This is a genomic window from Tardiphaga sp. 768_D3_N2_1 (genome assembly GCF_052076105.1).
Taxonomy (GTDB): Bacteria; Pseudomonadota; Alphaproteobacteria; order Rhizobiales; family Xanthobacteraceae; genus Tardiphaga.
Genome location: NZ_CP197245.1, coordinates 915,590 through 937,730, shown reverse-complemented (window position 1 = coordinate 937,730; position 22,141 = coordinate 915,590). Strand labels below are relative to the sequence as shown.

19 protein-coding genes are annotated in these 22,141 nt (G+C 62.4%); 6 read left to right on the top strand and 13 right to left on the bottom strand.

The window, feature by feature from the left end; genetic code table 11:
• The first annotated feature begins 3 nt into the window (after positions 1 to 3).
• Positions 4 to 984 carry a Bug family tripartite tricarboxylate transporter substrate binding protein gene (locus AB8A27_RS04435; RefSeq protein WP_441240864.1) on the top strand — a complete coding sequence of 327 codons (981 nt, stop codon included), beginning with the start codon at positions 4 to 6 and terminating at the stop codon, positions 982 to 984.
• A 49-nt stretch (positions 985 to 1,033) separates the two neighbouring features.
• Here the strand turns inward: AB8A27_RS04435 and AB8A27_RS04430 are convergent, their stop codons facing one another.
• The 7 genes from AB8A27_RS04430 to AB8A27_RS04400 form a co-directional block, all read right to left on the bottom strand.
• Positions 1,034 to 2,689, bottom strand: a complete 1,656-nt coding sequence (locus AB8A27_RS04430) for a dipeptide ABC transporter ATP-binding protein (RefSeq protein ID WP_441240863.1) — start codon at positions 2,687 to 2,689, stop codon at positions 1,034 to 1,036.
• 5 nt (positions 2,690 to 2,694) lie between these two features.
• A complete protein-coding gene (locus AB8A27_RS04425; protein ID WP_115033629.1) occupies positions 2,695 to 3,525 on the bottom strand; it encodes an ABC transporter permease in 831 nt (276 codons plus the stop codon).
• A gap of 13 nt (positions 3,526 to 3,538) precedes the next feature.
• A complete protein-coding gene (locus AB8A27_RS04420; RefSeq protein WP_441240862.1) occupies positions 3,539 to 4,558 on the bottom strand; it encodes an ABC transporter permease in 1,020 nt (339 codons plus the stop codon).
• The gene (locus tag AB8A27_RS04415; protein ID WP_441240861.1) at positions 4,555 to 6,141 is read right to left on the bottom strand and encodes an ABC transporter substrate-binding protein; all 1,587 of its coding nucleotides are present in this window, start codon (positions 6,139 to 6,141) and stop codon (positions 4,555 to 4,557) included. Before AB8A27_RS04415 ends, AB8A27_RS04420 begins: the two co-directional genes overlap by 4 nt.
• Positions 6,142 to 6,242: 101 nt before the next feature.
• Complete coding sequence (locus AB8A27_RS04410; RefSeq protein ID WP_441240860.1) at positions 6,243 to 7,829, bottom strand: ABC transporter substrate-binding protein; 1,587 nt, start codon at positions 7,827 to 7,829, stop codon at positions 6,243 to 6,245.
• A 40-nt stretch (positions 7,830 to 7,869) separates the two neighbouring features.
• Positions 7,870 to 9,456 (bottom strand): ABC transporter substrate-binding protein, encoded by a 1,587-nt coding sequence (locus AB8A27_RS04405; RefSeq protein WP_441240859.1) that lies wholly within the window; start codon positions 9,454 to 9,456, stop codon positions 7,870 to 7,872.
• 159 nt (positions 9,457 to 9,615) lie between these two features.
• Positions 9,616 to 10,545 (bottom strand): 2-hydroxyacid dehydrogenase, encoded by a 930-nt coding sequence (locus tag AB8A27_RS04400; protein WP_441240858.1) that lies wholly within the window; start codon positions 10,543 to 10,545, stop codon positions 9,616 to 9,618.
• A 143-nt stretch (positions 10,546 to 10,688) separates the two neighbouring features.
• Between AB8A27_RS04400 and AB8A27_RS04395 the strand changes: the two genes are divergently transcribed.
• Complete coding sequence (locus AB8A27_RS04395; RefSeq protein WP_441240857.1) at positions 10,689 to 11,567, top strand: AraC family transcriptional regulator; 879 nt, start codon at positions 10,689 to 10,691, stop codon at positions 11,565 to 11,567.
• A 15-nt stretch (positions 11,568 to 11,582) separates the two neighbouring features.
• Here AB8A27_RS04395 and AB8A27_RS04390 read toward each other — a convergent pair whose 3' ends face one another.
• The 3 genes from AB8A27_RS04390 to AB8A27_RS04380 form a co-directional block, all read right to left on the bottom strand.
• Positions 11,583 to 11,813 carry a hypothetical protein gene (locus AB8A27_RS04390; RefSeq protein WP_441240856.1) on the bottom strand — a complete coding sequence of 77 codons (231 nt, stop codon included), beginning with the start codon at positions 11,811 to 11,813 and terminating at the stop codon, positions 11,583 to 11,585.
• On the bottom strand, positions 11,810 to 12,028 hold the full coding sequence (locus tag AB8A27_RS04385; protein ID WP_441240855.1) for a hypothetical protein: 219 nt from the start codon (positions 12,026 to 12,028) through the stop codon (positions 11,810 to 11,812). Before AB8A27_RS04385 ends, AB8A27_RS04390 begins: the two co-directional genes overlap by 4 nt.
• A gap of 245 nt (positions 12,029 to 12,273) precedes the next feature.
• Positions 12,274 to 13,815 carry an acetolactate synthase large subunit gene (locus tag AB8A27_RS04380; RefSeq protein WP_441240854.1) on the bottom strand — a complete coding sequence of 514 codons (1,542 nt, stop codon included), beginning with the start codon at positions 13,813 to 13,815 and terminating at the stop codon, positions 12,274 to 12,276.
• A 241-nt stretch (positions 13,816 to 14,056) separates the two neighbouring features.
• Between AB8A27_RS04380 and AB8A27_RS04375 the strand changes: the two genes are divergently transcribed.
• Both AB8A27_RS04375 and AB8A27_RS04370 read left to right on the top strand, forming a co-directional pair.
• The gene (locus AB8A27_RS04375; RefSeq protein WP_092149895.1) at positions 14,057 to 14,671 is read left to right on the top strand and encodes a L,D-transpeptidase; all 615 of its coding nucleotides are present in this window, start codon (positions 14,057 to 14,059) and stop codon (positions 14,669 to 14,671) included.
• Between the two features lie 105 nt (positions 14,672 to 14,776).
• The gene (locus tag AB8A27_RS04370; protein ID WP_441240853.1) at positions 14,777 to 15,595 is read left to right on the top strand and encodes a DUF2927 domain-containing protein; all 819 of its coding nucleotides are present in this window, start codon (positions 14,777 to 14,779) and stop codon (positions 15,593 to 15,595) included.
• A 986-nt stretch (positions 15,596 to 16,581) separates the two neighbouring features.
• Here the strand turns inward: AB8A27_RS04370 and AB8A27_RS04365 are convergent.
• The 3 genes from AB8A27_RS04365 to AB8A27_RS04355 all read right to left on the bottom strand — a co-directional run bounded on the left by AB8A27_RS04365 (position 16,582) and on the right by AB8A27_RS04355 (position 20,161).
• Positions 16,582 to 18,168, bottom strand: coding sequence for an MFS transporter (locus AB8A27_RS04365; RefSeq protein WP_441240852.1), 1,587 nt, complete (start codon positions 18,166 to 18,168; stop codon positions 16,582 to 16,584).
• Positions 18,155 to 19,330, bottom strand: a complete 1,176-nt coding sequence (locus tag AB8A27_RS04360; RefSeq protein ID WP_441240851.1) for an HlyD family secretion protein — start codon at positions 19,328 to 19,330, stop codon at positions 18,155 to 18,157. Before AB8A27_RS04360 ends, AB8A27_RS04365 begins: the two co-directional genes overlap by 14 nt.
• A 126-nt stretch (positions 19,331 to 19,456) precedes the next feature.
• Complete coding sequence (locus AB8A27_RS04355) at positions 19,457 to 20,161, bottom strand: MarR family winged helix-turn-helix transcriptional regulator (RefSeq protein WP_441240850.1); 705 nt, start codon at positions 20,159 to 20,161, stop codon at positions 19,457 to 19,459.
• 141 nt (positions 20,162 to 20,302) lie between these two features.
• Between AB8A27_RS04355 and AB8A27_RS04350 the strand changes: the two genes are divergently transcribed.
• Both AB8A27_RS04350 and AB8A27_RS04345 read left to right on the top strand, forming a co-directional pair.
• A complete protein-coding gene (locus tag AB8A27_RS04350; protein ID WP_441240849.1) occupies positions 20,303 to 20,884 on the top strand; it encodes an amino acid synthesis family protein in 582 nt (193 codons plus the stop codon).
• Positions 20,885 to 20,933: 49 nt separating this feature from the next.
• Entirely contained in the window at positions 20,934 to 22,133 is a 1,200-nt protein-coding gene (locus tag AB8A27_RS04345; protein WP_441240848.1) for an amidohydrolase family protein, read from the top strand.
• The last annotated feature ends 8 nt before the right edge of the window (positions 22,134 to 22,141 follow it).

The following is a 22,141-nucleotide window of genomic DNA, read 5'->3' as shown; positions in this document are numbered from 1 at the left end:
TCCGTGCGGATCAAAGCCGTTCACGTTGCCTTGCTTGCCATCATGGCAGGCTGTTCGGCCATCGCCAACGGCGCACACGCCCAGGCATGGCCTCAAAAGCAAGTCACCTTCATCGTGCCCTTCGCCGCCGGTGGCGGCACCGATGCCTTTGCGCGGCCGCTGGCGGCACAGCTCGACACCCAGCTCGGCAAACGCGTCATCATCGAGAATCGCGCTGGCGCCGGCGGCACGGTCGGCGCCTCGGCAGCCGCCAAGGCGGCACCGGACGGCTACACCTTCTTCATGGGCGCCGCGCATCACGCGATCGCGCCGTCGCTCTATCCCAATCTCGATTACGACATCGAAAAAGACTTCGTCCCGGTCGCCTTGATCGCACGGCCGCCGCAGGTCATCGTGGTCAATCCCGACAAGGTCGCCGCCAAGACGCTTAGTGAATTCACCGCCTATGCGAAGGCCAATCCGGACAAGCTCTCCTATGGTTCGGCCGGAGCTGGCACGACGCATCATCTGGCCGGTGAGCTGTTCAAGATCCTGACCCAGACCAAGATCCAGCATGTGCCTTATCGCGGCGCTGGTCCGGCCATGCAGGATCTGATCGCCGGTCACGTGCCGGTGGTGTTCGACGGGCTTGGCTCGTCGGCTGCACCAATCCGCGCGGGGCAACTCCGCGCGCTGGCGATCGCCGCGCCGAAGCGCGTGGCGGCCTTCCCTGATCTGCCGACGGCCGCTGAAGCCGGTTTGCCGAATTATGAAGTATCGACCTGGTACGGGCTGTTCGCGCCCAAGGGCACGCCGCCGGACATCGTCGAGCGCATGGCGAAGGAATTGAAGGCCGCATTGCAGGTGCCGGCGATCAAGGAAGCGTGGGAGCGCAACGGCTCTGACGTGCCTGATGTGGCCGGTGCCGACTTCGGCAAGATGGTGTCAGGCGAAGTGGCGCGTTGGCGCAAGGTCGTGACCGAAGCCAATGTGAAGCTGGACTGAACCGGCAGGGTGACGAAGCCCGCCAGACGTAAAGTCTGGCGGGCTTTTTTTATGCGGAAGCGACTTCGGCCTGCCTGGCGCCCGGACCGGCGAACATCGCGCGGCCGGGGATCGCATCCAGCAGCGCGCGGGTATAGGCGTCGCTCGGGTTCTGGAAGATTGTCTGCGTCTCGCCTTGTTCGACGATCTCGCCGCGCCGCATCACCACGATGCGGTCGGCGATTTCAGCGGCGACGCGCAGGTCATGGGTGATGAAGATCATCGCCAGGTTCATTTCCTCGCGCAGCTCGGCGAGAAGCTGCAGCACCTGCGCCTGTACCGAGACGTCGAGCGCCGAGACCGCTTCGTCAGCCACCAGCACTGAAGGCTTCAGCGCCAGCGCACGCGCGATACAAATGCGCTGCCGCTGACCGCCAGAGAATTCGTGCGGATAGCGGCTGGCGGCGCTGTCCTGCAGGCCGACGCGGGCCAGCAGACGCTTGGCATCGGCCATCGCTTCCTTGGCCGGCGTGCCATAGGCAATCGGGCCGCCGGCAATGGCGTCGCCCACCTTCTGGCGCGGATCAAGCGCCGCGAAGGGATCCTGGAACACGATCTGGATCTTGCGACGCATCTGACGCAGCCGCTCGCCGCGCTGTGACAGCAGATCCCTGCCGTCGAAATGCACCGAACCGGTGTCGGGCTCGATCAGCCGCATGATCAGCCGCCCGAGCGTGGACTTGCCAGAACCGGACTCCCCAACGATCGCCACCGTCTCGCGCGCCTTCAGACCCAGTGAGATGTTCTGCACCGCGTCGGTTCGCCGCGGCGGCAGGAACATGCCCTGCTTGGTGATGAAGGTCTTGTTCAGACCGACCGCATCAAGCAGTGGCTCGCCGGTGATCTTGCGATCGGCCCTGGTCAGCGAGCGCGCGCCGGGAACGGCCGCGATCAGGCTCTTGGTGTAATCGTCCTTCGGATTGCGCAGCACTTCATCAACGGTCCCCTGCTCAACGACGCGGCCATTGCGCATGACCACCACGCGGTCGGCAACGTCGGCGACGACGCCAAAGTCGTGGGTAATCAGAAGCACGCCCATACCGCGCTCGGCCTGGAGCTTCTTCACCAGTGCAAGAATCTGCTTCTGCGTGGTGACGTCGAGCGCCGTGGTCGGTTCGTCGGCGAGCAGCAGCGCCGGATTGTTGGCCATGGCCATGGCGATCATAATGCGCTGGCGCTGGCCGCCCGAGAGCTGGAACGGGAAGCTGCGCGCAAGTGCCACCGGATCCGGCAGGCCGACACCGCGAATCAGCTCCTGCACGCGTGCGTCCACGGCTTCCTTGGAAGGCACCGGCTTGGTGTGCGTGATGATTGATTCCGCGATCTGCTGGCCGACGCGAGCCAGCGGATTGAGCGCGCTCAGCGGTTCCTGGAAAATCATCGAGATGGCACCGCCGCGCAGCTTGCGCATCGTCGGCTCATCGGCCTTGGCGATATCGTTGCCATTGAAGCTGATGCTGCCTTGCGCGACACCCGTCCGGTCAGGCAGCAGTCGCAGGATCGCATGCGCGGTCATCGACTTGCCAGAGCCGGACTCACCGACCAGACAGACGATTTCATTGCGATTGACAGTCAGCGACACGCCTTCGATCGCAAAAGGACGATCCGCGCCCGGCGGCAGGCTGATGGAGACGTTCTCGATGGCAAGCAATGTTTTGTCGGTCATGGATATTATCGCTTGCGTGAGATACGGGGGTTCAGCGTGTCGTTGAGACCTTCGCCGACAAGATTGATGGCGAGCACGGTGAGCAGAATGGCGAGACCGGGAAACACGCTCATCCACCATGCCTGACGAATCACGGTGCGCGCGGCACCGATCATGAAGCCCCATGACATCAGATTGGGATCGCCGAGACCCATGAAGCTCAACGCGCTTTCGATCAGGATGGCGCTGGCGACAGCGAGCGATCCGGTGACGATGATCGGCGAGATTGCGTTCGGGAGAATACGGCGCAGCACCACGGTGAGTGGACGCTGGCCCTGGCACACCGCAGCCTGGACGAATTCTCGCCCGCGCAGCCGCATGAACTCGGCGCGCGTCAAGCGTGCCAGCGGCGGCCAGCTCACGATGCCAATGGCAAAGATGACGTTGGAGATCTTAGGCCCGAGCGTCGCGACCAGCAGGATGGCGAGGATGAAGCCCGGGATGGTCTGAAACAGTTCGGTGATGCGCATCATCACCTCGTCGACCTTACCGCCGAAATAGCCGGCGGTTGCGCCGATGGTGACACCGATGACCAGCGAGGTCAGCGTCGAGATCACACCGATGATCAGCGAGATGCGTGCGCCATGCGCGATGCCGGCGGCGACATCGCGGCCGAGCATATCGGAGCCGAGCCAGAGCCCCTCGCTGAGTGGCGGCTGGAACGGCGCACCGACCATGTCCCAAGGGTCATCCGGAAACAACCACGGCGCCGACACCGCGAGAATGACCACCGCAAGGAGGACGAACAGACCGATCATCCCGGTGGGGTGGCGGAGAAACGATTTGAGCGTGGACATCATATAACCCCGTTCACGACGCCGCACGCACAGAGACGCGCGGATCGATCACCCGGTAGATCGTATCGGTGAGAAGATTGAGTGCGATCACGATCACCGACATTACCAGGAACACACCGAGCAACACCGGATAGTCGCGCTGCAGAAGCGCGTCATAGATGAGACGACCGAGGCCGGGCCAGGCGAACACGGTCTCGATCACCACAGCACCGCCAACCAGCGCACCGGCCTGCATGCCGGCCACCGTGACGATGGGCAGCATCGCATTGCGCAGAATATGGCGAATGATGATGCGGCCCTGCTTCAGGCCTTTCGCCTTGGCGGTCTTGATGAAGTCCTGATGGGTGACGTCGAGCACCGAGGAGCGCATCAAGCGCGTATAGATAGCGAGATAGACGGCTGCGAGCGACACCGCCGGCAGGATGAGATGCATCCCGATATCGCCCATCCGCTGCAGTGTCGTCATCGGCACACCGATGGTGACGTAACCAAAGGCCGGCAGCCAATCGAGCTGCACAGAGAACAGCAGCACCAGCATCAGGCCGAGCCAGAACACCGGCGTCGCATAGAGCAGCAGCGAGACGATGGTCAGCAACGTATCCGACCACTTGCCGGCGCGAACGCCCGCGAGCGTGCCGAGAATGATGCCTGACAGAAGCGCGAGGGTGAACGCCGTCGCCGTCAGCAGCAGAGTCGCCGGCAGACGTTCGAGAATGAGCGACGCTACGGTGCGCTGCTGACGATAGGAATAGCCGAGGTCGAGCGTCACGACGCGCTTCAGATAGTTGGCAAGCTGAATTGGATAGGGTTTGTCGAGCCCGTATTCAGCGCGCAGCTGCGCCAGAAGCTTTTCATCCGATGCGCCGCTCTGGCCGGCGATCACCTGCGCGGGATCACCAGGTGCGGCATGCACCAGAATGAAGTTGAAGGTCGCAATGACCAGAACGACCGCGACGAATTTGACAAACCATCCCGCGAGAGCGAGGGCGACCGCGAAAATGCGGCCGCCGCTGTTGATTGATGCCGAGGTCATCCGAAGCTCACCGAGCTGAACGACTCGTGGACGCCGACACCGGTCGAGGTGACATTCTTCAGGCGCTTGTCGATGAAGGTCGGGTAAGCGGCTTCGAACATCCAGATCACCGGCACATCCTCGACCAGGATTTTCTGCACCCTGCTGTAAAGCTCCTGACGCTTGGCATCGTCAGTTGCGGATGCTGCCTCGTCGAACAGCTTGTCGACCTCCGGATTGGAATAGCCGGCGGTGTTCGAGAACAGGATGCCCTTCTTGATGTTGGACGAAATGTAGGTGCGCGACACGCCGAGCGCGGGATCACCGTACTGATAGACCAGGTTGCCGGTCATCTCGTAATCCCAGTTGCTGAACTTGTCGGCCCAGCCGCCGACGTCGGTGTTCTCAAGCTGGATGTCGATGCCCACACGACCGAGCGTCTGGCGAATGAACTCGCCGGCACGCTGATAGACCTCGCCATAGGGCGGGATCAGATATTTGAGCGTGACGCGCTTGCCGTCCGCACCCGGCTTCAGGCCCATCTCGTCGAGCAATGCCTTGGCCTTCTCGAGCGAGTAGTCGTAACGCTTGACGTCCTTTTCGTAAAAACGTGTCTTCGAGGACACCGGACCGGTCGCGATCTTGGGCATGCCGAAATAGACGCGCTGCGCCATCGACTTCAGATCGAGCGCATGCGCAATGGCCTGACGGAAGCGCTTATCGTCCATTGGCTTGACGCGATTGTTGAGCTCAAGCCACTGATGCGGAGCGAAGTATTCGTACCCCTTGGTGGTCATCTCATAGTTCGGCAGCTTCGACAGGCGAGCGACATCATAAAACTCGATATCGTTCCATTGCGTGAGCTGGATCTTGCCCTGCTCCAGCGCCAGTGAGCGCGACGCGGCATCCGGAATGATGCGATAGATAACCTCGTCGAGATATGGCTCATCCTTGCGGTAATAGCCTTCATGGCGAACGAGATGGACGTGGGACCCCTTGACCCACTCCTTCAGCTTGAACGGACCCGAGCCAATCGCCTGCGCATTGGCCGGGTTCTTGCGGAAGTCGCTGCCGTCATAGATGTGCTTCGGCACGATCGGGCCAGTGGTGCAATCGAGCGCGGTGAGAAACGGCGCGAACGGCGCCTTCATCTTGAAGATGACCGTGAGCGGATCGGGCGTCTCGGCCTTGTCGATGCGCGAATAGATTGCACGCGCACGCGCATGCGTCTCCGGCAGCATCTTGGTCATGGAGAACGCGACGTCTTCCGAAGTGAGCGGCTTGCCGTCGTGGAAGGTGATGCCCGGGAACAGCTTGAACGTATAGGTGAGGCCATCGGGCGAGACCTCCCAGGACTGCGCGACGCCGGGCATCGGCTTGAGGTCGGGGCTGTAGCGCAGCAGGCTCTCATAGATCTTGCCGCCCAGCGTCAGCGTCGGCTGCTGCTGGTTCAGTGCGGTGACGAGAATCGGAGGCTCAGGCTGAATAATCGTGTTCAGCGTGCCGCCCTTCGTCTGGCCAGCGGCACGGGTGATGCCGAGGGGGATACCCGAGAGCGCAACCGCGCTCACGCCCATCAGCTTCGCGAATTCACGTCTATTCATAGCCTCTTCCTTTAAACATTGACGCTTGACAGTAGCTGTAGCCGGACGCTTGCACGTCCGGCTACAGCTAAGCCATCAAGTGACCTTCAGTAACCTCAGCTTCAACCGAGCGTCACGGCTCCAAAGGTCTCGTGCACACCAATTCCGGTGGTGATGACGTTCTTCAACCGCTTGTCGATGAAGTTGGGGAAGTCCTGCTCGACCATCCATGCGATCGGGACTTCTTCTACGACGATTTTCTGCACGGCCGTGTAGAGTTCCTGGCGCTTTGCGTCAGAGGTCGCCACGGCGGCTTCTTCGAATAGCCGGTCTACTTCCGGATTGGAATAGCCCGCGATATTTGAGAACAGAATACCCTTGCGGATATTCGCCGTGATGTAACTGCGCGACACGCCCAGTGCGGGATCGCCAAACTGGTAGAGCAGATTGCAGGTCATCTCGTAATTCCAGTTGCTGGTGCGTTCGGCCCATCCGGCGAGATCGAGATTTTCCAGTTGCAGATCGATGCCGACACGACCGAGCGACTGTTTGAAATATTCAGCCGAGCGCTGCCAGATTTCGCCATAGGGCGGAACCAGGAATTTGATGCTGACGCGCTTGCCGTCCGCTCCGGGCTTCAGACCCATCTCGTCGAGCAGAGCTTTCGCCTTGTCCAGCGAGTAATCGTACTGCTTGACATCCTTTTCGTAGAACCGCGTCTTCGACGAAACGGGGCCGGTTGCCACCTTGCCGAGATTGAAGAACACGCGTTGTAGCAGCGCCTTGCGATCGACCGCGAACATGACGGCCTGACGGAAGCGTTTGTCGTCCATCGGCTTGACGCGCAGATTGAACTCCAGCCAGAAATGCGGCGCGAAGAATTCGTAGCCTTTGGTGGTCACTTCGACATTGGGCAGCTTCGAGAGACGCGCGACATCGAACAGTTCGACGTCGGTCCACTGCGTCAATTGGACCTTGCCCTGTTCGAGCGCGACAGCCCGCGATGCAGCGTCCGGAATGACGCGGTAGATGATCTCGTCGAGATGCGGCTCGCCCTTGCGGTAATAGCCCTCGTGCTTGACGAGATGAACGTGCGAGCCCTTGACCCATTCCTTGAGCTTGAACGGACCCGAGCCGATCGCCTGCGCATTGGCCGGGTTCTTGCGAAAATCGGTGCCGTCATAGATGTGCTTCGGCACGATCGGCGCGGTCGTGCAATCGAACGAATTGAGGAATGGCGCGAACGGCGCTTTGAGCGTGAACACGACCGTGAGCGGATCGGGCGCTTCGGCCTTGTCGATGCGCAGGAAGGTGCCGCGCGCACGCGCGTGGGTTTCGACGAGGACCTTGGTCACCGAGAACACCACATCTTCCGACGTCAACGGCTTGCCGTCATGGAAGGTAATGCCTGGAAACAGCTTGAACGTATAGACAAGACCATCCGGCGAAACGGTCCAGGATTCAGCGAGACCGGGCAGCGGTTTGAGATCGGGGCCGTAGCGCAGCAGGCTCTCATAGATCTTGCCGCCGAGAGTCAGCGTCGGCTGCTGTTGATTGAGCGCGGTCACCAGGATCGGCGGCTCGGGCTGGATGATCGTGTTGAGCGTGCCACCCTTGGTCTGACCGACGGCGCGCGTGACGCCGAGGGGAATTCCCGAAAGCGCAGTTGCACTCAAACCCAATAGCTTCGCGAATTCACGTCTGTTCATCTTAATTCCTTTGTAGCAAAGATATTTGAAGCGTTCAACGTCATCCGAAGCTCACCGCCCCGAACGTCTCGTGCACCCCGATCGCCGTCGACAACACGTTCTTCAGTCGCTTGTCGATGAAGTTCGGATAGTCCTGCTCGAACGTCCAGACCACTGGAACGTCCTCGACGAGAATTCTCTGGACCTGACTATAAAGCTCCTGCCGCTTGTCATCGGATGTCGCCACGGCTGCTTCTTCGAACAGGCGATCAACTTCCGGATTGGAATAGCCGGCGGTGTTCGAGAACAGGATGCCCTTCTTGATATTCGATGTGATGTAGGTGCGCGCCACACCGAGCGCGGGATCGCCGAACTGGTAGACCAGGTTGGCGGTCATATCGTAATCCCAATCGGCGAACTTCTGCGCCCAGCCGGCGATATCGGTGGTCTGCAATTGCAGATCAATGCCGACGCGCCCGAGCGACTGGCGCAGGAATTCGGCAGCCCGCGTATTGGCCTCGCTGACTGGCGAGATCAGATAGCGCAGCGAGACGCGCTTGCCGTCCGGCCTCGGTTTCAGCCCCATCTCGTCGAGCAGCGCCTTCGCCTTGTCGACGGAGTAGTCATAGGTCTTGACGTTCTTGTCGTAGAACCGCGTCTTCGACGAGATCGGGCCGGTCGCCAGCTTGCCGAGCCCGAAATAGATTCGCTGCAGCATCGCCTTGCGGTCGATCGCATGCATCACGGCCTGACGAAAGCGCTTGTCGTCCATCGGCTTGACGCGGTTGTTGAGTTCGATCCATTGATGCGGCGCGAAGAATTCGTAGCCCTTGGTGGACACCTCGTAATTCGGCAGTTTCGACAGCCGCGGCACCTCGAAGAATTCGATATCGCCCCACTGCGTCAACTGCACCTTGCCCTGCTCGACCGCCACGGTACGCGACGCACCATCGGGGATCGCGCGGTAGATGATTTCGTCGAGATAGGGCTCGCCCGGCCGATGGTAACCTTCGTGCCGGACAAAATGGATGTGCGATCCCTTGACCCACTCCTTGAGCTTGAACGGACCGCAGCCGATTGCCTGCGCATTGGCGGGGTTCTTACGATAATCGGTACCTTCATAGATGTGCTTCGGCACGATCGGCGCCGTGGTGCAATCCAGCGACGTCAGGAACGGCGCGAAGGGCGACTTCAGCGTGAAGATCACTGTCAGCGGATCGGGCGCTTCCGCCTTTGCGATGCGCGCAAATGTCACGCGACCGCGCGCATGGGTTTCCATCAGCACCTTGGTCATGGTGAAGATGACGTCTTCCGACGTCAGCGGCTTGCCGTCGTGAAACGTGATGTTCGGGAACAGCTTGAACGTGTAGGTCAGCCCGTCCGGCGAAACCTCCCAGGATTTGGCAAGACCGGGAATCGGCTTGAGATCGAAATCGTAACGCAGCAGGCTCTCATAGAGTTTGCCACCTACGGTGAGGGTCGGCTGCTGCTGATTGATCGCCGTGACCAGGATCGGCGGCTCGGGCTGGATGATCGTATTGAGCGTACCGCCTCTGGTCTGCCCCGTGGCCCGGGTGATACCGAGCGGGATGCCCGAGAGCGCCGTAGCGCTCAGACCCAGCAGTTTCGCAAACTCTCGTCGGTTCATTCAGCTCTCCCGATGGACAGAGGGTTGAACGTCAGGGTTGCACTGACGCGCAAGGATGAGCTTGCAAAATTCAAGCCGCCGCTGCCGCCGGGCCGATCATCATCGCGATCGGGCCGGCGTGGTCCGAGAACCGAGCCCGCTCCGTGAATGAGCAGGCATTCAGTATCCGAGTGCCGTATCGACGCGGTTGAGTAGAATCTCTCCAGTCTTGAGACGGCGGATATTCTCGGCAATCTGCTCGGCAATGACGCGCGGTTTGGCCAATCCGGCCATATGCGGTGTCACCAGGACACCCGGCTCCGTCCACAGCGGATTGCCCGGCTGCAGCGGTTCCTTGTCGAACACATCAAGTATGGCGCCGCGCAGATGGCCCGAACGCAACGATGCGACGAGATCGGGGATGTTCAGATGCTCGCCACGGCTGCAGAGAATAAGCGCTGCTCCCTTCGGCAGGCGGGCGAAACGGTCCGCATTGAGGATTCCCACCGTGCTCGGCGTCAGCGGCAGCAGGCAGACCAGAATGTCGGCCTGCGCCAGGAAGTCGTCGAGCGCGGCATCGCCGGCGAAGACCTCCACGCCCTCGACCTGTTTTGCGGAGCGTGACCAACCGGAGACCTTATAACCGACCGATTTCAGGAGAGTGGCAGCCTGGATTCCGAGGGTGCCGAGACCGAGGATACCGACGCGCTTGTCGGCGGCAGCGACCTGATCGTAGCGATGCCAGTGACCATTGCGGGCATTGGCGGTGACGCGATCGAATTCGCGATGAAAATACAGCGTGCCCCAGAGCACATATTCGGCCATCGCCTTCCCCAGTAGCGGATCGACGATCCGGCAGAGCGGCAGGTCCGGCAGCGCGGTGTCGGACAGCACGTTGTCCACACCGGCGGCGATGGAATGGATCAGCCGCAAATTCGGCATGGTCGCCATCACGCCCGCAGGCGGTTTCCAGCAGACCACGACTTCCCCGTCCAGAGCGCCCTGCTCCGGCCAAGTGGTTACGACTGCACCGGGAACCGTCCGCTTCAGGTGGTCATCCAGGAAGCCCATCGTGTTGGACAAAGTGGTCATCAGGGTAATGCGGGTCATCGAATTCCTGCGTTTATTTCTGCCAGTGGCATGAAGCCTGCTTTGAGAATGGCAACGTCCGGAACGATGCGCTCAAAACCTCTATCCCAAGGTACGATCTCGGCGCATCATCTCCGTCTTCACAGGGTCAGGATTTGTCGCGTATGGGCCATATCTCTTCAATTTCATGCAACACGCCGCGCCAGCGCGTCGTGCCGCCGGCCTTGGTGAGTTTTTCCGGCTTCGAGGCCAGTGGCCGCCGCGCCGATGCACTGCAAGGCGCACAGCGCCCCGTGGTTGCGATGGCTGCCGAATTCTCCTCGGGCGGCGTCGGCGTCCGGCACAGCCATCGCCGGGCCCAGTTCCTCCACGGCCTGACCGGTGTCATGACCGTGATCACCGAGACCGGCAGCTGGACCGTGTCACCGCAGCACGCGCTGTGGATCCCGCCTGGCGTGGTCCATCAAAGCCGCTGCTGGGGCACCGTGCAACTCCGCACGCTTTACGTCGAACCCAAAGCGACGGTCGGCCTGCCAATATCGTGCCAATTGATGGAAGTCTCCTCGCTGGTACGCGCGCTGCTCAATGAAGCGGTCACTTTCCCGACCGAATACGACATGGATGGCCGCGAAGGCCAGATCATGAATTTGCTGTTGGCTGAAATCGGTCGCATGCCCGCGGTACCATTGCGCGCGCCGATGCCGCAGGACCGCCGCCTCGCGCGTATCTGCGAAGCGATCCTGCGCGAGCCCGGCAACAATCAGGATCTGGAATCCTGGTCGCAGATTGGCGGCCTCGGCCGACGGACGCTGACACGGCTGTTTCGCCGCGAGACCGGCATGAGCTTCGCCGAATGGCGCCAGCAGGTGCGATTGATGGAAGCGCTATCGCGCCTCACCATGCGCGAGCCGGTGACCAATGTGGCGCTGGATCTCGGTTATGATAGTCCGAGTGCATTCAGCGCCATGTTCCGCCGTTCGATGGGGATCTCGCCACGCGACTATCTGCGCTGGAGCGAACAGACGGCGGACCTGGCACCGTAGCCGACGCGCATCACCTTAGGACTCGATGGCTGGCCGCGCTTCCATCGTAGCGCGCAATCGCCGAATACCGGCTTCGATCTCGCGGATGTCATCGTCGAGCTGCCCGAGCAGCACGCCGAAATTAAAATCAATTCTGTTGCGCACTGATGCCGCCAGTGTTTCGCGGTGGACCTTGAGATCTTGCAACGCACTTAGCTGGTTTGTGTCGACATAGGCGGCAACGACAAGCTCAATCGCGCTCTTCACCGCAATGCTTTCTTCTCGGCTTCATCAAATTGGGCCTTCAACCGCGCCTTGATCGCTCGAACACCGGGGAACGGTGCTCCGAGTCGGCGCGCCTGGATCTGTACGGAACTCTGCGGACGTTTCATGATCACCGCGGCTCTGGCCAGAGATATTTTACGCGCGATAAGCCCTTTCAAAATTTCAATCTGTTCGTCGTCCCAACGATTTTTTGCCATCTGATCTTACGAGTGCGCTGAAATAACTTGTCTGTACGGTCGCTGACCTCTTGCAACGCAAGCGCACAAATTTTGTTCCAGACACAGACCGCACCTCGGGTGACGGCGGCGGCAACTAAGTCTGACTCTTAAGCGCTGCTCGTCAGTCCCTGATGAAAAGGCTCCGGAGTGATCCGGAGCCTTTCTCTATTTGGCAGCCACCCACCTGGTAGCGGGGTATTTGTCAGCTACGGCTCAGCCGCTGCTTACATCACCACTTCGATCAGCTTCGGCCCCTTCGCGGCGAGCGCGTTGGCGAGCGCCTTGTTGAAGTCGTCGACGTTGGACACCGAGACGCCGGGCACGCCCATGCCCTTGGCGAGCGATACCCAGTCGAGCGCCGGGCGATCGAGGTTGAGCATGTCGAGCGCGCGCTGACCGGGCTCGCCGGCATCGACGCCGGCGAATTCGCCGAGCAGAATTTGATACTTGCGATTGGCGAACACGATGGTGGTAATGTCGAGCTCTTCGCGGGCCTGCGTCCACAGCGACTGCAGCGTGTACATCGCGCTGCCGTCACCGACCATGCAGATCACCTTGCGATCCGGACAGGCCACCGCGGCGCCGGTGGCGACGGGGGTCGAGAAGCCGATCGAACCGCCCATGTTCTGCAGCCAGTCATGCGGCGCGGCCGCTGCGGTCGGCGGGAAGAAGCCGCGACCGGTGGTCAGCGACTCGTCGACCACGATGGCGTTTTCCGGGATCGCATAGGCGATCGCCTGCGCGATCGTGGTGTGGTTCAGCGCGCCGGTCGGCTTCACCAGTTCGGCGAGCTTCTGCGGCTTCACATCCGATGGCTTGGCGCCGAGCGCACCGGCCAGCGCTTCCAGCGCAGCGATGGAATTCTCACCGCCAGCGGTCACGCGGTGCACTTCGCAGCCTTCCGGCTTCAGCATGCTCGGCTTGTTCGGATAGGCGAAGAAGGCGACGGGATCGTTGGCTTCCACCAGCACGATGTTCTTGAAGTCCTTCAGGATCGGCAGCGCCGACTCGATCACATAGGGAATGCGGTCGATGGAGAAACGGCCACGGCCACGCGCCATGCGCGGATTGTAGGTCTGGCCCATCACCTTGCAGCCGGTCTTGCCGGCGATCTGCTCGGCGAGCGCGAGGCCCTTCTCGGTCAGCCCCTGGCCGGTCATCAGCAGCAGCGTCGAGGCGCCACCGTCCTTCATGATCCTGGCGGCGGTCTCGACGGCCTGTGCCGAATAGCCGGCGCTCTGCTTCTCGGCCGGCACCGAGGCCACGCCATCGGCCGCGCCCCATGCAGTGTCGGCGGGCAGGATCAGCGTGGCAATCTGGCGATCCCTCGCGGCGGCAATTGCTGCAGCGCCGTCCTTGGCCACCGACTTGGAATCCGGCGAGGTGTGCACCCACTGCGACATCGGGCGGGCGAGGCCCTCGATGTCCGAGGTCAGCGGCGCGTTGTATTCGATGTGATAGACGGCGTGCTGGCCGACGATGTTGACGATGCCCGAATTGGCCTTCTTGGCGTTGTGCAGGTTGGCAAGGCCGTTGGCGAGGCCGGGGCCGAGATGCAGCAGCGTCGAGGCCGGAGTGCCCTTCATGCGGTAATAACCGTCTGCAGCACCGGTCACGATGCCTTCGAACAGGCCGAGCACGCAGCGCATGCCTTCGACGCGGTCGAGCGCCGCAACGAAATGCATTTCCGACGTTCCTGGATTGGCAAAGCAGACATCCACATTGCCCGCGACCAATGTCCGCACCAGGCTTTCCGCACCGTTCATCGTCTCACTCCGTTTGATTTGGTTCGTAATCTCGGTTTCTCGATCTCGGGGGCTGATGAACCATTGTTCGGGGGGCTCGTCAAAGGGTCGGAACGCAAGGCTTCGTTGTGAGCCCTGCGGGGCGGGCTGAAACGCCGGTTATTATCGCTCCATCCGGCCCTCCGCTCACACGGCCGTGGCTTGCGGATCATGGCGATTTATGGCCTGTCTTGGGCCTCAATTTTTTCTGGCGAGGACCATGATGAAGCGCCTTTTTGCTCTCTTTTTTGCCGCAGCCACGTTCACCACAATTGCGTTTCCTGCCGATGCACGCGTCCGCAACCAGCCCCGGGCGCAGGACTTCGAGGTCGACGATTCCCCGTCGCTTTCCAACTTCTTCTCCAATTTCGGCAATGGCGGCGGTAACAGCTCCGGCCCGATCCAGCGCCAGACCGTCGGCTTCCACAGCAATTACGCCCCGGGCACCATCGTGGTGAACACCGCCGAGCGCCGGCTCTATCTGGTGCAGCCGGGCGGCCAGGCGCTGCGCTACGGCATCGGCGTCGGCCGCGACGGCTTCCGCTGGGGCGGCGTCCACCGCGTCACCGCCAAGAAGGAATGGCCGAGCTGGACCCCGCCGGCCCAGATGCTCGCCCGCCGGCCCGACCTGCCCCGCCACATGCCCGGCGGCATCGACAACCCGCTCGGCGCCCGCGCCATGTATCTCGGCTCGACGCTGTATCGCATCCACGGCTCCAACGAGCCGGAGACCATCGGCCAGGCCGTGTCCTCGGGCTGTTTCCGTATGACCAATGAAGATGTCACCGACCTCTATAACCGCGTCTCGGTCGGCGCGACGGTCATCGTCAAGAACTGAGCTTGACCTGAGAACGAAGGCTTCCCTCGGGAAGCCTTCGAATTGTCCGCGGGGGCGGCACTGAACGCTTGCGCAACTACGCGCATTGCGAGAACTTGAGTAATAATGCCCGCCCCGACACCAGATCGATTCATCCTCCGGACGATTGCCGCGCTGCTGGCGCTAGCGTCTTTGACCGTCTTCGTGCCGCAGCCGTCTTATGCCGGCGCGAGCGAGCCGCCCGGCGTTACCTCGCGCCAGCGCACCGAGAAGAAGACCTTCACCGACAGCGAGATCATCGACGGTTTTTTCAAGACCGCCTTTGGCGCCGAATATCACCTCGCCGGCCGCGTCGACCGCATCCGCAAATATGAGATTCCGGTACGGGTGTTCGCCGAGGGCCGTGCCGACCGCAAGACGCAGATCGCCAAGGTCGTAACCGACATTGCGCGCCGGGTGCAGCATCTCAATATCGCCATGGCGGACAGCCGCGACGACGCCAATGTGCTGGTGAAGCTGGTGCGCGACCGCGATCTCTATCGCACCATCTCGACCTTCTACGGCACCGATCGCGCCAACGAGATCCGCGACTCCCTCGACCCGCAATGCCTGTCCGGCTTCCGCAAGAACGAGGCCTTCGAGATCGAGCACTCCGATGTGATCCTCACCGTCGACAATGGCGACTTCGTTTTTCTCGATTGCGCCTATGAGGAATTGCTGCAGTCGCTGGGCCCGATCAACGATACCAATTCGGTGCCGTGGACGATGTTCAACGACAATGTCCAGATGGGCTTCTTCGACGTCTACGACCAGTACATCCTCAACATCCTCTACGACCCCCGCATCAAGGCCGGCATGACCGTGCAGGAGGTCAAGGACGTGTTGCCGCAGGTGCTCGCCGATGTCCGGATCTGGGTGAGCAAGGTGAACGACCTGCAGGATTAGCGGCGCGTCTCGGGTCGAACTGTCAAACAGCCACAGCTCGTCAGACATGCGTCATCGCCCCCATTATTAGCGGCGCGGGGGCGCCGTCGTCTGTCGCATTCCCGCCCCCTTGCGAGAGGGCGTGCGGAACGCCGGGTGCCCGTTGCACCCTTGGGCCTGATGCGAATGCGGTCTTCCGCAAGTGAGTGTGCATCAGGACTTTCGGAGGCGCCGAGCCAATGCCCGACGTTCCGCCTGCGGTGTTTTTTCGACTTGCTTGCACATCTGCCTTGGCGAACGGCCCCATCACCAAAATTAGTGTCCCAGGGCGGAGGGACAGGGTAGCCTCAAGCACTTAGGCCGGACGCATTTCGATTTGGTCGTCCGTCACACTGTCCAGGGGTCTTTCCATCTCAAGGCTGGCCGTGTCCTTGCCAGTGGCAGTGCTGGCGCAGATCCGTCCTGCCCGAAGACAGACGTCACCCGTGAACCGCGTAACGCCGCATCTCCGGCGTCCACCGCACCCTGCCCCGCGAACGTGACGATCGCGATCGCCCCTCTCGGTGGGGCAGGACGAGGGGGAATATAATCATGAAAGGGATATTGTCAACGGGAGATAGGAAAAAATGTTTGCCCAGAACCTCTCCGCTGTCGTCCCCGCGCAGGCGGGGACCCATACACGCTGGAGAACTGGTAAAAGCGCCGTCCGTTGTAACTCTGCCGCTTCAATCACACTGACCGTGGTTATGGGTCCCCGCCCCGCGCACGCCTCCGGCGTGCTAGGCGGGGACGACGCGGAGAGGTCAGCGCGGCCCACACTCGTCATTCCGGGGCGCGGCCGGCACTTGCCGGACGCGAACCCGGAATCTCAGCATGGGAGTCTTCCATCGTGCAAAACACTCTGAGATTCCGGGTTCACACTTCAGCGGCTTCGCCGCCTTCGTGCGCCCCGGAATGACAGTGGGGAGGACAGCGCCCCGGAATGACGAGTGAGAAAGAGCCTCCCCTCACCCCCGCGGCTTCGGCGTGAATGGTCCCTTCGGCGCATTGCCGATCAGGGACACGACGATCAGCGCGACAATCGCGAACCAGAAGGTGAGCCAGAAGCCGTCGATATAGGCCAGCGTATTGGCTTCGCGCTGTACGAGGCTTGCGAGCGTGCCGATGCCGCGCGCTTGTGCGAGACCCTCACCATGGCTGGCGAAACGGCCGGTGAGCTTGGCGAGAATGCCAACCACATCGGCATCGCCGCTGGCGACATGCTGGCCGAGCAGGTTCGAATGGATCTGTTCGCGCACGCGCAGCCAGGTCGCCATCAGCGCAATCCCGATTTCCGCGCCGCCGAGGCGCATCACCTGGATATAGGCCGCGAAGGCCGTGGCACGCGATGGATCGGAATTCGACAAGGCGATAATGATGATGGGGAGCAGCGTGAAACTCTGCCCGAGCGATTGCAGCAACACCATCGGAATGAAATCGCCAAGCGCCCATTCATGGGTGAGCTGCGTGCCCAGCAGGGCCGCGACGGCGAATGCAGAAAGCCCGATGATCAGCGGCAGTTTGACGTCATAGTGGCGAATGAGCCAGATCGACAGCGGCAGCAGCACGGCCATCGGTGCCACGGCATAGATGAGGAACAGCGAGCCGGACTGTTCGGGCCGCAGTTGCGCGATATTGGTGAGGAAGTTCGGCGCCAGCGACGAATTCGACAGGCTCGTCATGGTGTAGAGAAGGATCGTCACCAGCGCGAGGCCGATATTGCGTGACAGCAGTACCTCCGCATGGGCCCATGGCCGCTTCACGATCGACTCGTTGATGAAGAAGCCGATCACCAGCACGACGCCGCCCCCGAGCAGCGCGACCACCGTGCCCGAACCCAACCAGTCCAGCCGGTTGCCCTGATCGAGCCCGGCATAGATCATCGCTATGCCGGCGCCGAGCAGCAGCATGCCGCCCCAATCGGCCTCGCACAGCACGAAGTGGTTGATCGGCTCGCGCGGCGTGCCGAGCCAGACGAACAGTGCGAGCAGCGGCGCGATGATGACGTCCTGCCAGAACATCCATTGCCAGCCGACATGGCTGACATAGAAGCCGACCAGCGCGGTGCCGGAATTGATCGTGAAGCCGACGCGAATAGCGTAGATCGCGATGGCCGGCAGCCACCATTGCATCGGCAGATTGCGAAAGATGATCAGCAACGTTGCCGGCACGAAGGTGCCGAGCAGCAGGCCATGCACGATGTTCAGCACCAGCAGCAGATTGTAGTCGCGCACCAGCGGGATCACTAGCGAGATCACCGCATAGACCAGCGCGGGAATGCCGAGCACGCGGCGCAGCCCGAACACGGTGGCCATCCAGGCCACCGCCGGGGCAATGAAGATCTGCGACGCCGTGCCGGCGGTGGACAGCCACGCGCCTTCGTCGAAACTCAGCCCCATCGCTCCGCGCAGATCGGCGAGGCCGATGGAGAAGATACGCGTGTCGAAATTGGCAAGGAACGCGCCGAGCAGCACCGCGCCAACCGCAAAGATCGGACGGTGCGAAACGCCCCCGGTCGAGACCGGGCCGCTTTCGATGACCTTACTTTCCGCCATTGCCGGCCGCCGGCGCGTCGGTGTTGATGCTGGCGGTCACCGACATGCCCGGCAGCAACCGGTCGAGCAGCGCCTGCCCCTTGTCGAGCGTGATGCGGACCGGCACGCGCTGCACGACCTTGGTGAAGTTGCCGGTGGCGTTATCAGGCGGCAGCAATGCGAATTGCGACCCCGATGCCGGCGAGACCCGATCCACGCGGCCGCGCAGGGTCTCCGCCGAGAACGTGTCGACCACGATGTCCACAGGCTGGCCGGGCCTGACGCGCGTGAGCTGCGTTTCCTTGAAATTGGCGATCACATAGACGTCGGGCAATGGCACCACACTGATCAGGCTCGAGCCGATATTGACGTAATCGCCCGGCTGCACCTGACGCTCGCTGACCACGCCATCGAAGGGCGCCACGATCCTGGTGTAGCCCAGGCGCAGCTTTGCAGTTTCCAGCGCCGCCTTGGCGCCGAGCAGATCGGCGGCGCGCTGCTTGCGGGTGCCGGCGAGAACGTCAAGCTGATGCCTCTGTGCAGCGATGACCGCGCCGCTCGCCTTTACGTCGGCCTGCGCCTTGGCATAGGCGGCGGTCGCCTGTTCGAAACGTTGCCGCGTGCCGGCCTCGGTCTGGGTCAGCGACGCCTGACGCTCCTGCTCCTGCTGCGCCTGCACTTCAGTCGCCTGCGCCGCTACGCGCTGCGCCTCGGCCTGCGCGATGGTGGCATATTGCAGCTCGACCTGGTTGGCGAGATTGTCGAGCGCGGCCTGCGCAGCGGCCACGCTGGCCTCGGCCTGCGCCACCTGCGCCTCGTAGTCGGCAGGATCGATCTGGATCAGGAGATCGCCGGCCTTGACGCGCTGGAAGTCGCTCACCGCCACGGCCTTGACCGCACCGGCCACGCGGCTCGACAGCCGCGTTATCTCCGCGCGGATATAAGCATCGTCGGTGGTCTGCACCGCGCGGTTGCCCATCCAGATATCCCAGCGTGTGGTGGCCAGAACGATGAAGACAAGCGCGGCAGCAACGGCCAGCAACGGAATCGCAAGGCGACGCCACGTCTGCTGCGCTGGCGTCAGCCCCGCAGGCTGCGCGGGTGGCGGCGCAGCGGGCTGCGCGGGCGCAGCAGGTTGTGATGGCGCCGGCTGTGGCGTTGGGGATGCATCAAGCTGGGACATGTCTTCCTCGCAGCGACCTGAGTGACATTATGTCTCATGTCGTCGCACGCGATTCAATCGCCCGATATCGGCATTCCATACCGGTGCCGCAGCATTCGGGTGCGTTTCGTACCAAAGACCGCAGGTTTATATCTTTTTGCGGCGTGCGGGCCTGTCGCCGTCACGCGGTGACGCCGGAGTATCCAGACCACGCGGCTGCAGATAGCGTTGCAGCGCAATGGCGCGCTCGCTGGATTCGACGAGTCGCTCGACGCTCCCCAGCAATTGATGAAATTCGTCCGCGTTGAGACAATCGAACTGCACGTCGTTGACCTGACGCTGCGTCGGATTGAGGCTGGCGAGCAGCGCATCGCCGGCCTGCGTCACCGTCAGACGCAGGCGCCTGCGATCGGCGGGATCCACGAGCTTGTCGAGCAGCCCCATCTGCTGCAGCTTGTTCGACACCGTGGTGACGAAGGCGCCGCTGAGATGCAGATGCGCTGCGAGTTCGCGCACGCTGACATCGCCTTCAGCACCCAGATACTTGACCGAGATCAGCACGGTGTATTCGATGCCGGCGAGGCCGATCGCGGCGGCATGCCCCTCACGCACGGTCTCGTGTCGCGCGAGGAACGCCAGCAATGTGTGCACGAGTTGCCGGAATGCATGATCGGAACCATCGACCAGCAGCGCCTTGCGCGACGTGGTCAGCGCCGGCGCCGGAAGCTTTGCCTTGAGCGCGGCTTTGGCTGCCGTCTTCGCCGCGGGCGTGGCCGCTGGTTTGACAGCGGGCTTTTCGGATTTACGCAGTGCCGGCGTCTTGGAGAGCGGCGCAACCTTGGAACGAGACATACCGCTTCCCAGTGAACGATCCACCACAGGTTGGCCGGCGTCCCCTGCTTCGTCAAGCGATTCTGCATACCTTCTAAACGAAGCTATTGATCAAATGCATTTACTGCGTCAGGATCGCTGCAAATCTGACGGGAGAACATCATGAAACTCGATATCAGGCGCCTGCTCTGCTTCACCGACCACAAGGAGGTCGAGGCCGGCCACCGGCACGACCAGCCGCTGCGCCGCGTCGCCGCCGTGGCCATCGTCGCCAATCCCTATGCCGGACGCTATGTCGAGGATCTCTCCGAGGCGATCGCCGCCAGCGTCGATGTCGGCGCCGTGCTGGCGAAACTCGCGGTTGAGGCGATGGGATCGTACAAGGTGGAAAGCTACGGCAAGGGCGGCGTCGTCGGCCTCGGCGGCGAACTCGAACATGCCAATGCGATGCTGACCACGACTTTCGCGACGCCGTTGCGCGAGGCCGTGGGCGGCGCGGAAGCCTGGATTCCTTCTTTCACCAAGCTCGCCGCCCCCGGCTGCCTGATCGATGTTCCTCTGGCGCACAAGGACGCGCTCTATGTCCGCTCGCATTACGATGGCGTCTCGGTGACACTGCCACCCGATGCGCCAGCGGCTGACGAAGTTGCACTGATCGTCTGTCTCGCCAATCGCGGGCGGCTCAATGCGCGGGTCGGCGGATTGAACGCCAGGGATATCGGCGGCAAGGACGGCTTGCGCTAGGCTGCGGCTTTGTGCGGCCTTGGACGGCCTTGGGATTGCGGAGACGATTATGAAAACGGCCATCGTCAATATCGGCACCATCGTCACCGGCGATCTCAAGGCGCCGTTCGCCGACGGTGACGGCATCCTGATGCAGGACGGCCGCATCAGCGCGATCGGCACGCTGTCATCGGAGCAGGTGTCATCGGCCGATGTGGTGATCGATGCCGCCGGCACGACGGCGATTCCCGGCCTGATCGACAGCCATGTGCACATCACCTTCGGCGATTACACGCCAAGGCAGCGCGTGGTCGGCTATCTCGAAAGCTACGTGCATGGCGGCACGACGACGTCGATCACCGCGTCGGAAGTGCATACGCCAGGTCGCCCGAAAGATCCGGCCGGCGTGAAAGCGCTGGCGCTGGCGGCGCGTGCCTGCTTCCTCGACTATCGTCCCGGCGGCATGCGCGTGCATGCCGGCTCGATCATCCTTGAGCCCGGCCTGACAGAGGCCGATCTGGAAGAACTGGTCAAAGCGGGTCTGTGGCTCGCCAAGGCCGGCTTCGGCGCCTTCGACACGCCATTCGACTATGCGCCCTTGATGCTCGCCGCACGCAGACTGGGGATGGTCACCACCATGCATACCGGCGGCTCGTCGATTCCCGGCTCATCGGGCATCTGGGCCGAACATGTGCTGAAATCGAATCCGAGCGTCTCGTTCCACGTCAATGGCGGACCGGTGGCGATGCCGGAAGCCGGCTTCGCTCGGCTCGTGAACGAAAGCGACATCGCGCTGCAGCTCTGCACCGCCGGCAATCTGCGCACCGCGCTGCTGACGGCGAAGCTGCTCGACGACGCCAAACAGCCGGAGCGCCTGCTGATCGCGACGGACACGCCGACCGGCAGCGGGATCATGCCGCTCGGCATGTTCTACACCATCAGCCATCTCGCCAGCCTGGGCGGCATGCCGCCCGAACAGGCGATCGCGGCGGCGACGGGGAACAATGCAACGGTCTATCGGCTCAACAGCGGATTTCTGAAGACCGGGAGGGATGCCGACGTCGTGCTGATCGACGCCTGCGCCGGCGGCTCGCAGAATGACGCGCTATCAGGCCTGCGCAATGGCGACGTACCGGCCGTCAGCGCCGTGATCACCGACGGCGTCCCGCGCTTCGTCGGCCGCAGCCGCAATACGCCGGCGGGGATGCGCAATGTTCGCGTGGCGGAGACGAGATTGCCGCGGGATTTCTCGGGCGCGGCGGCGCACTGATTGGGATT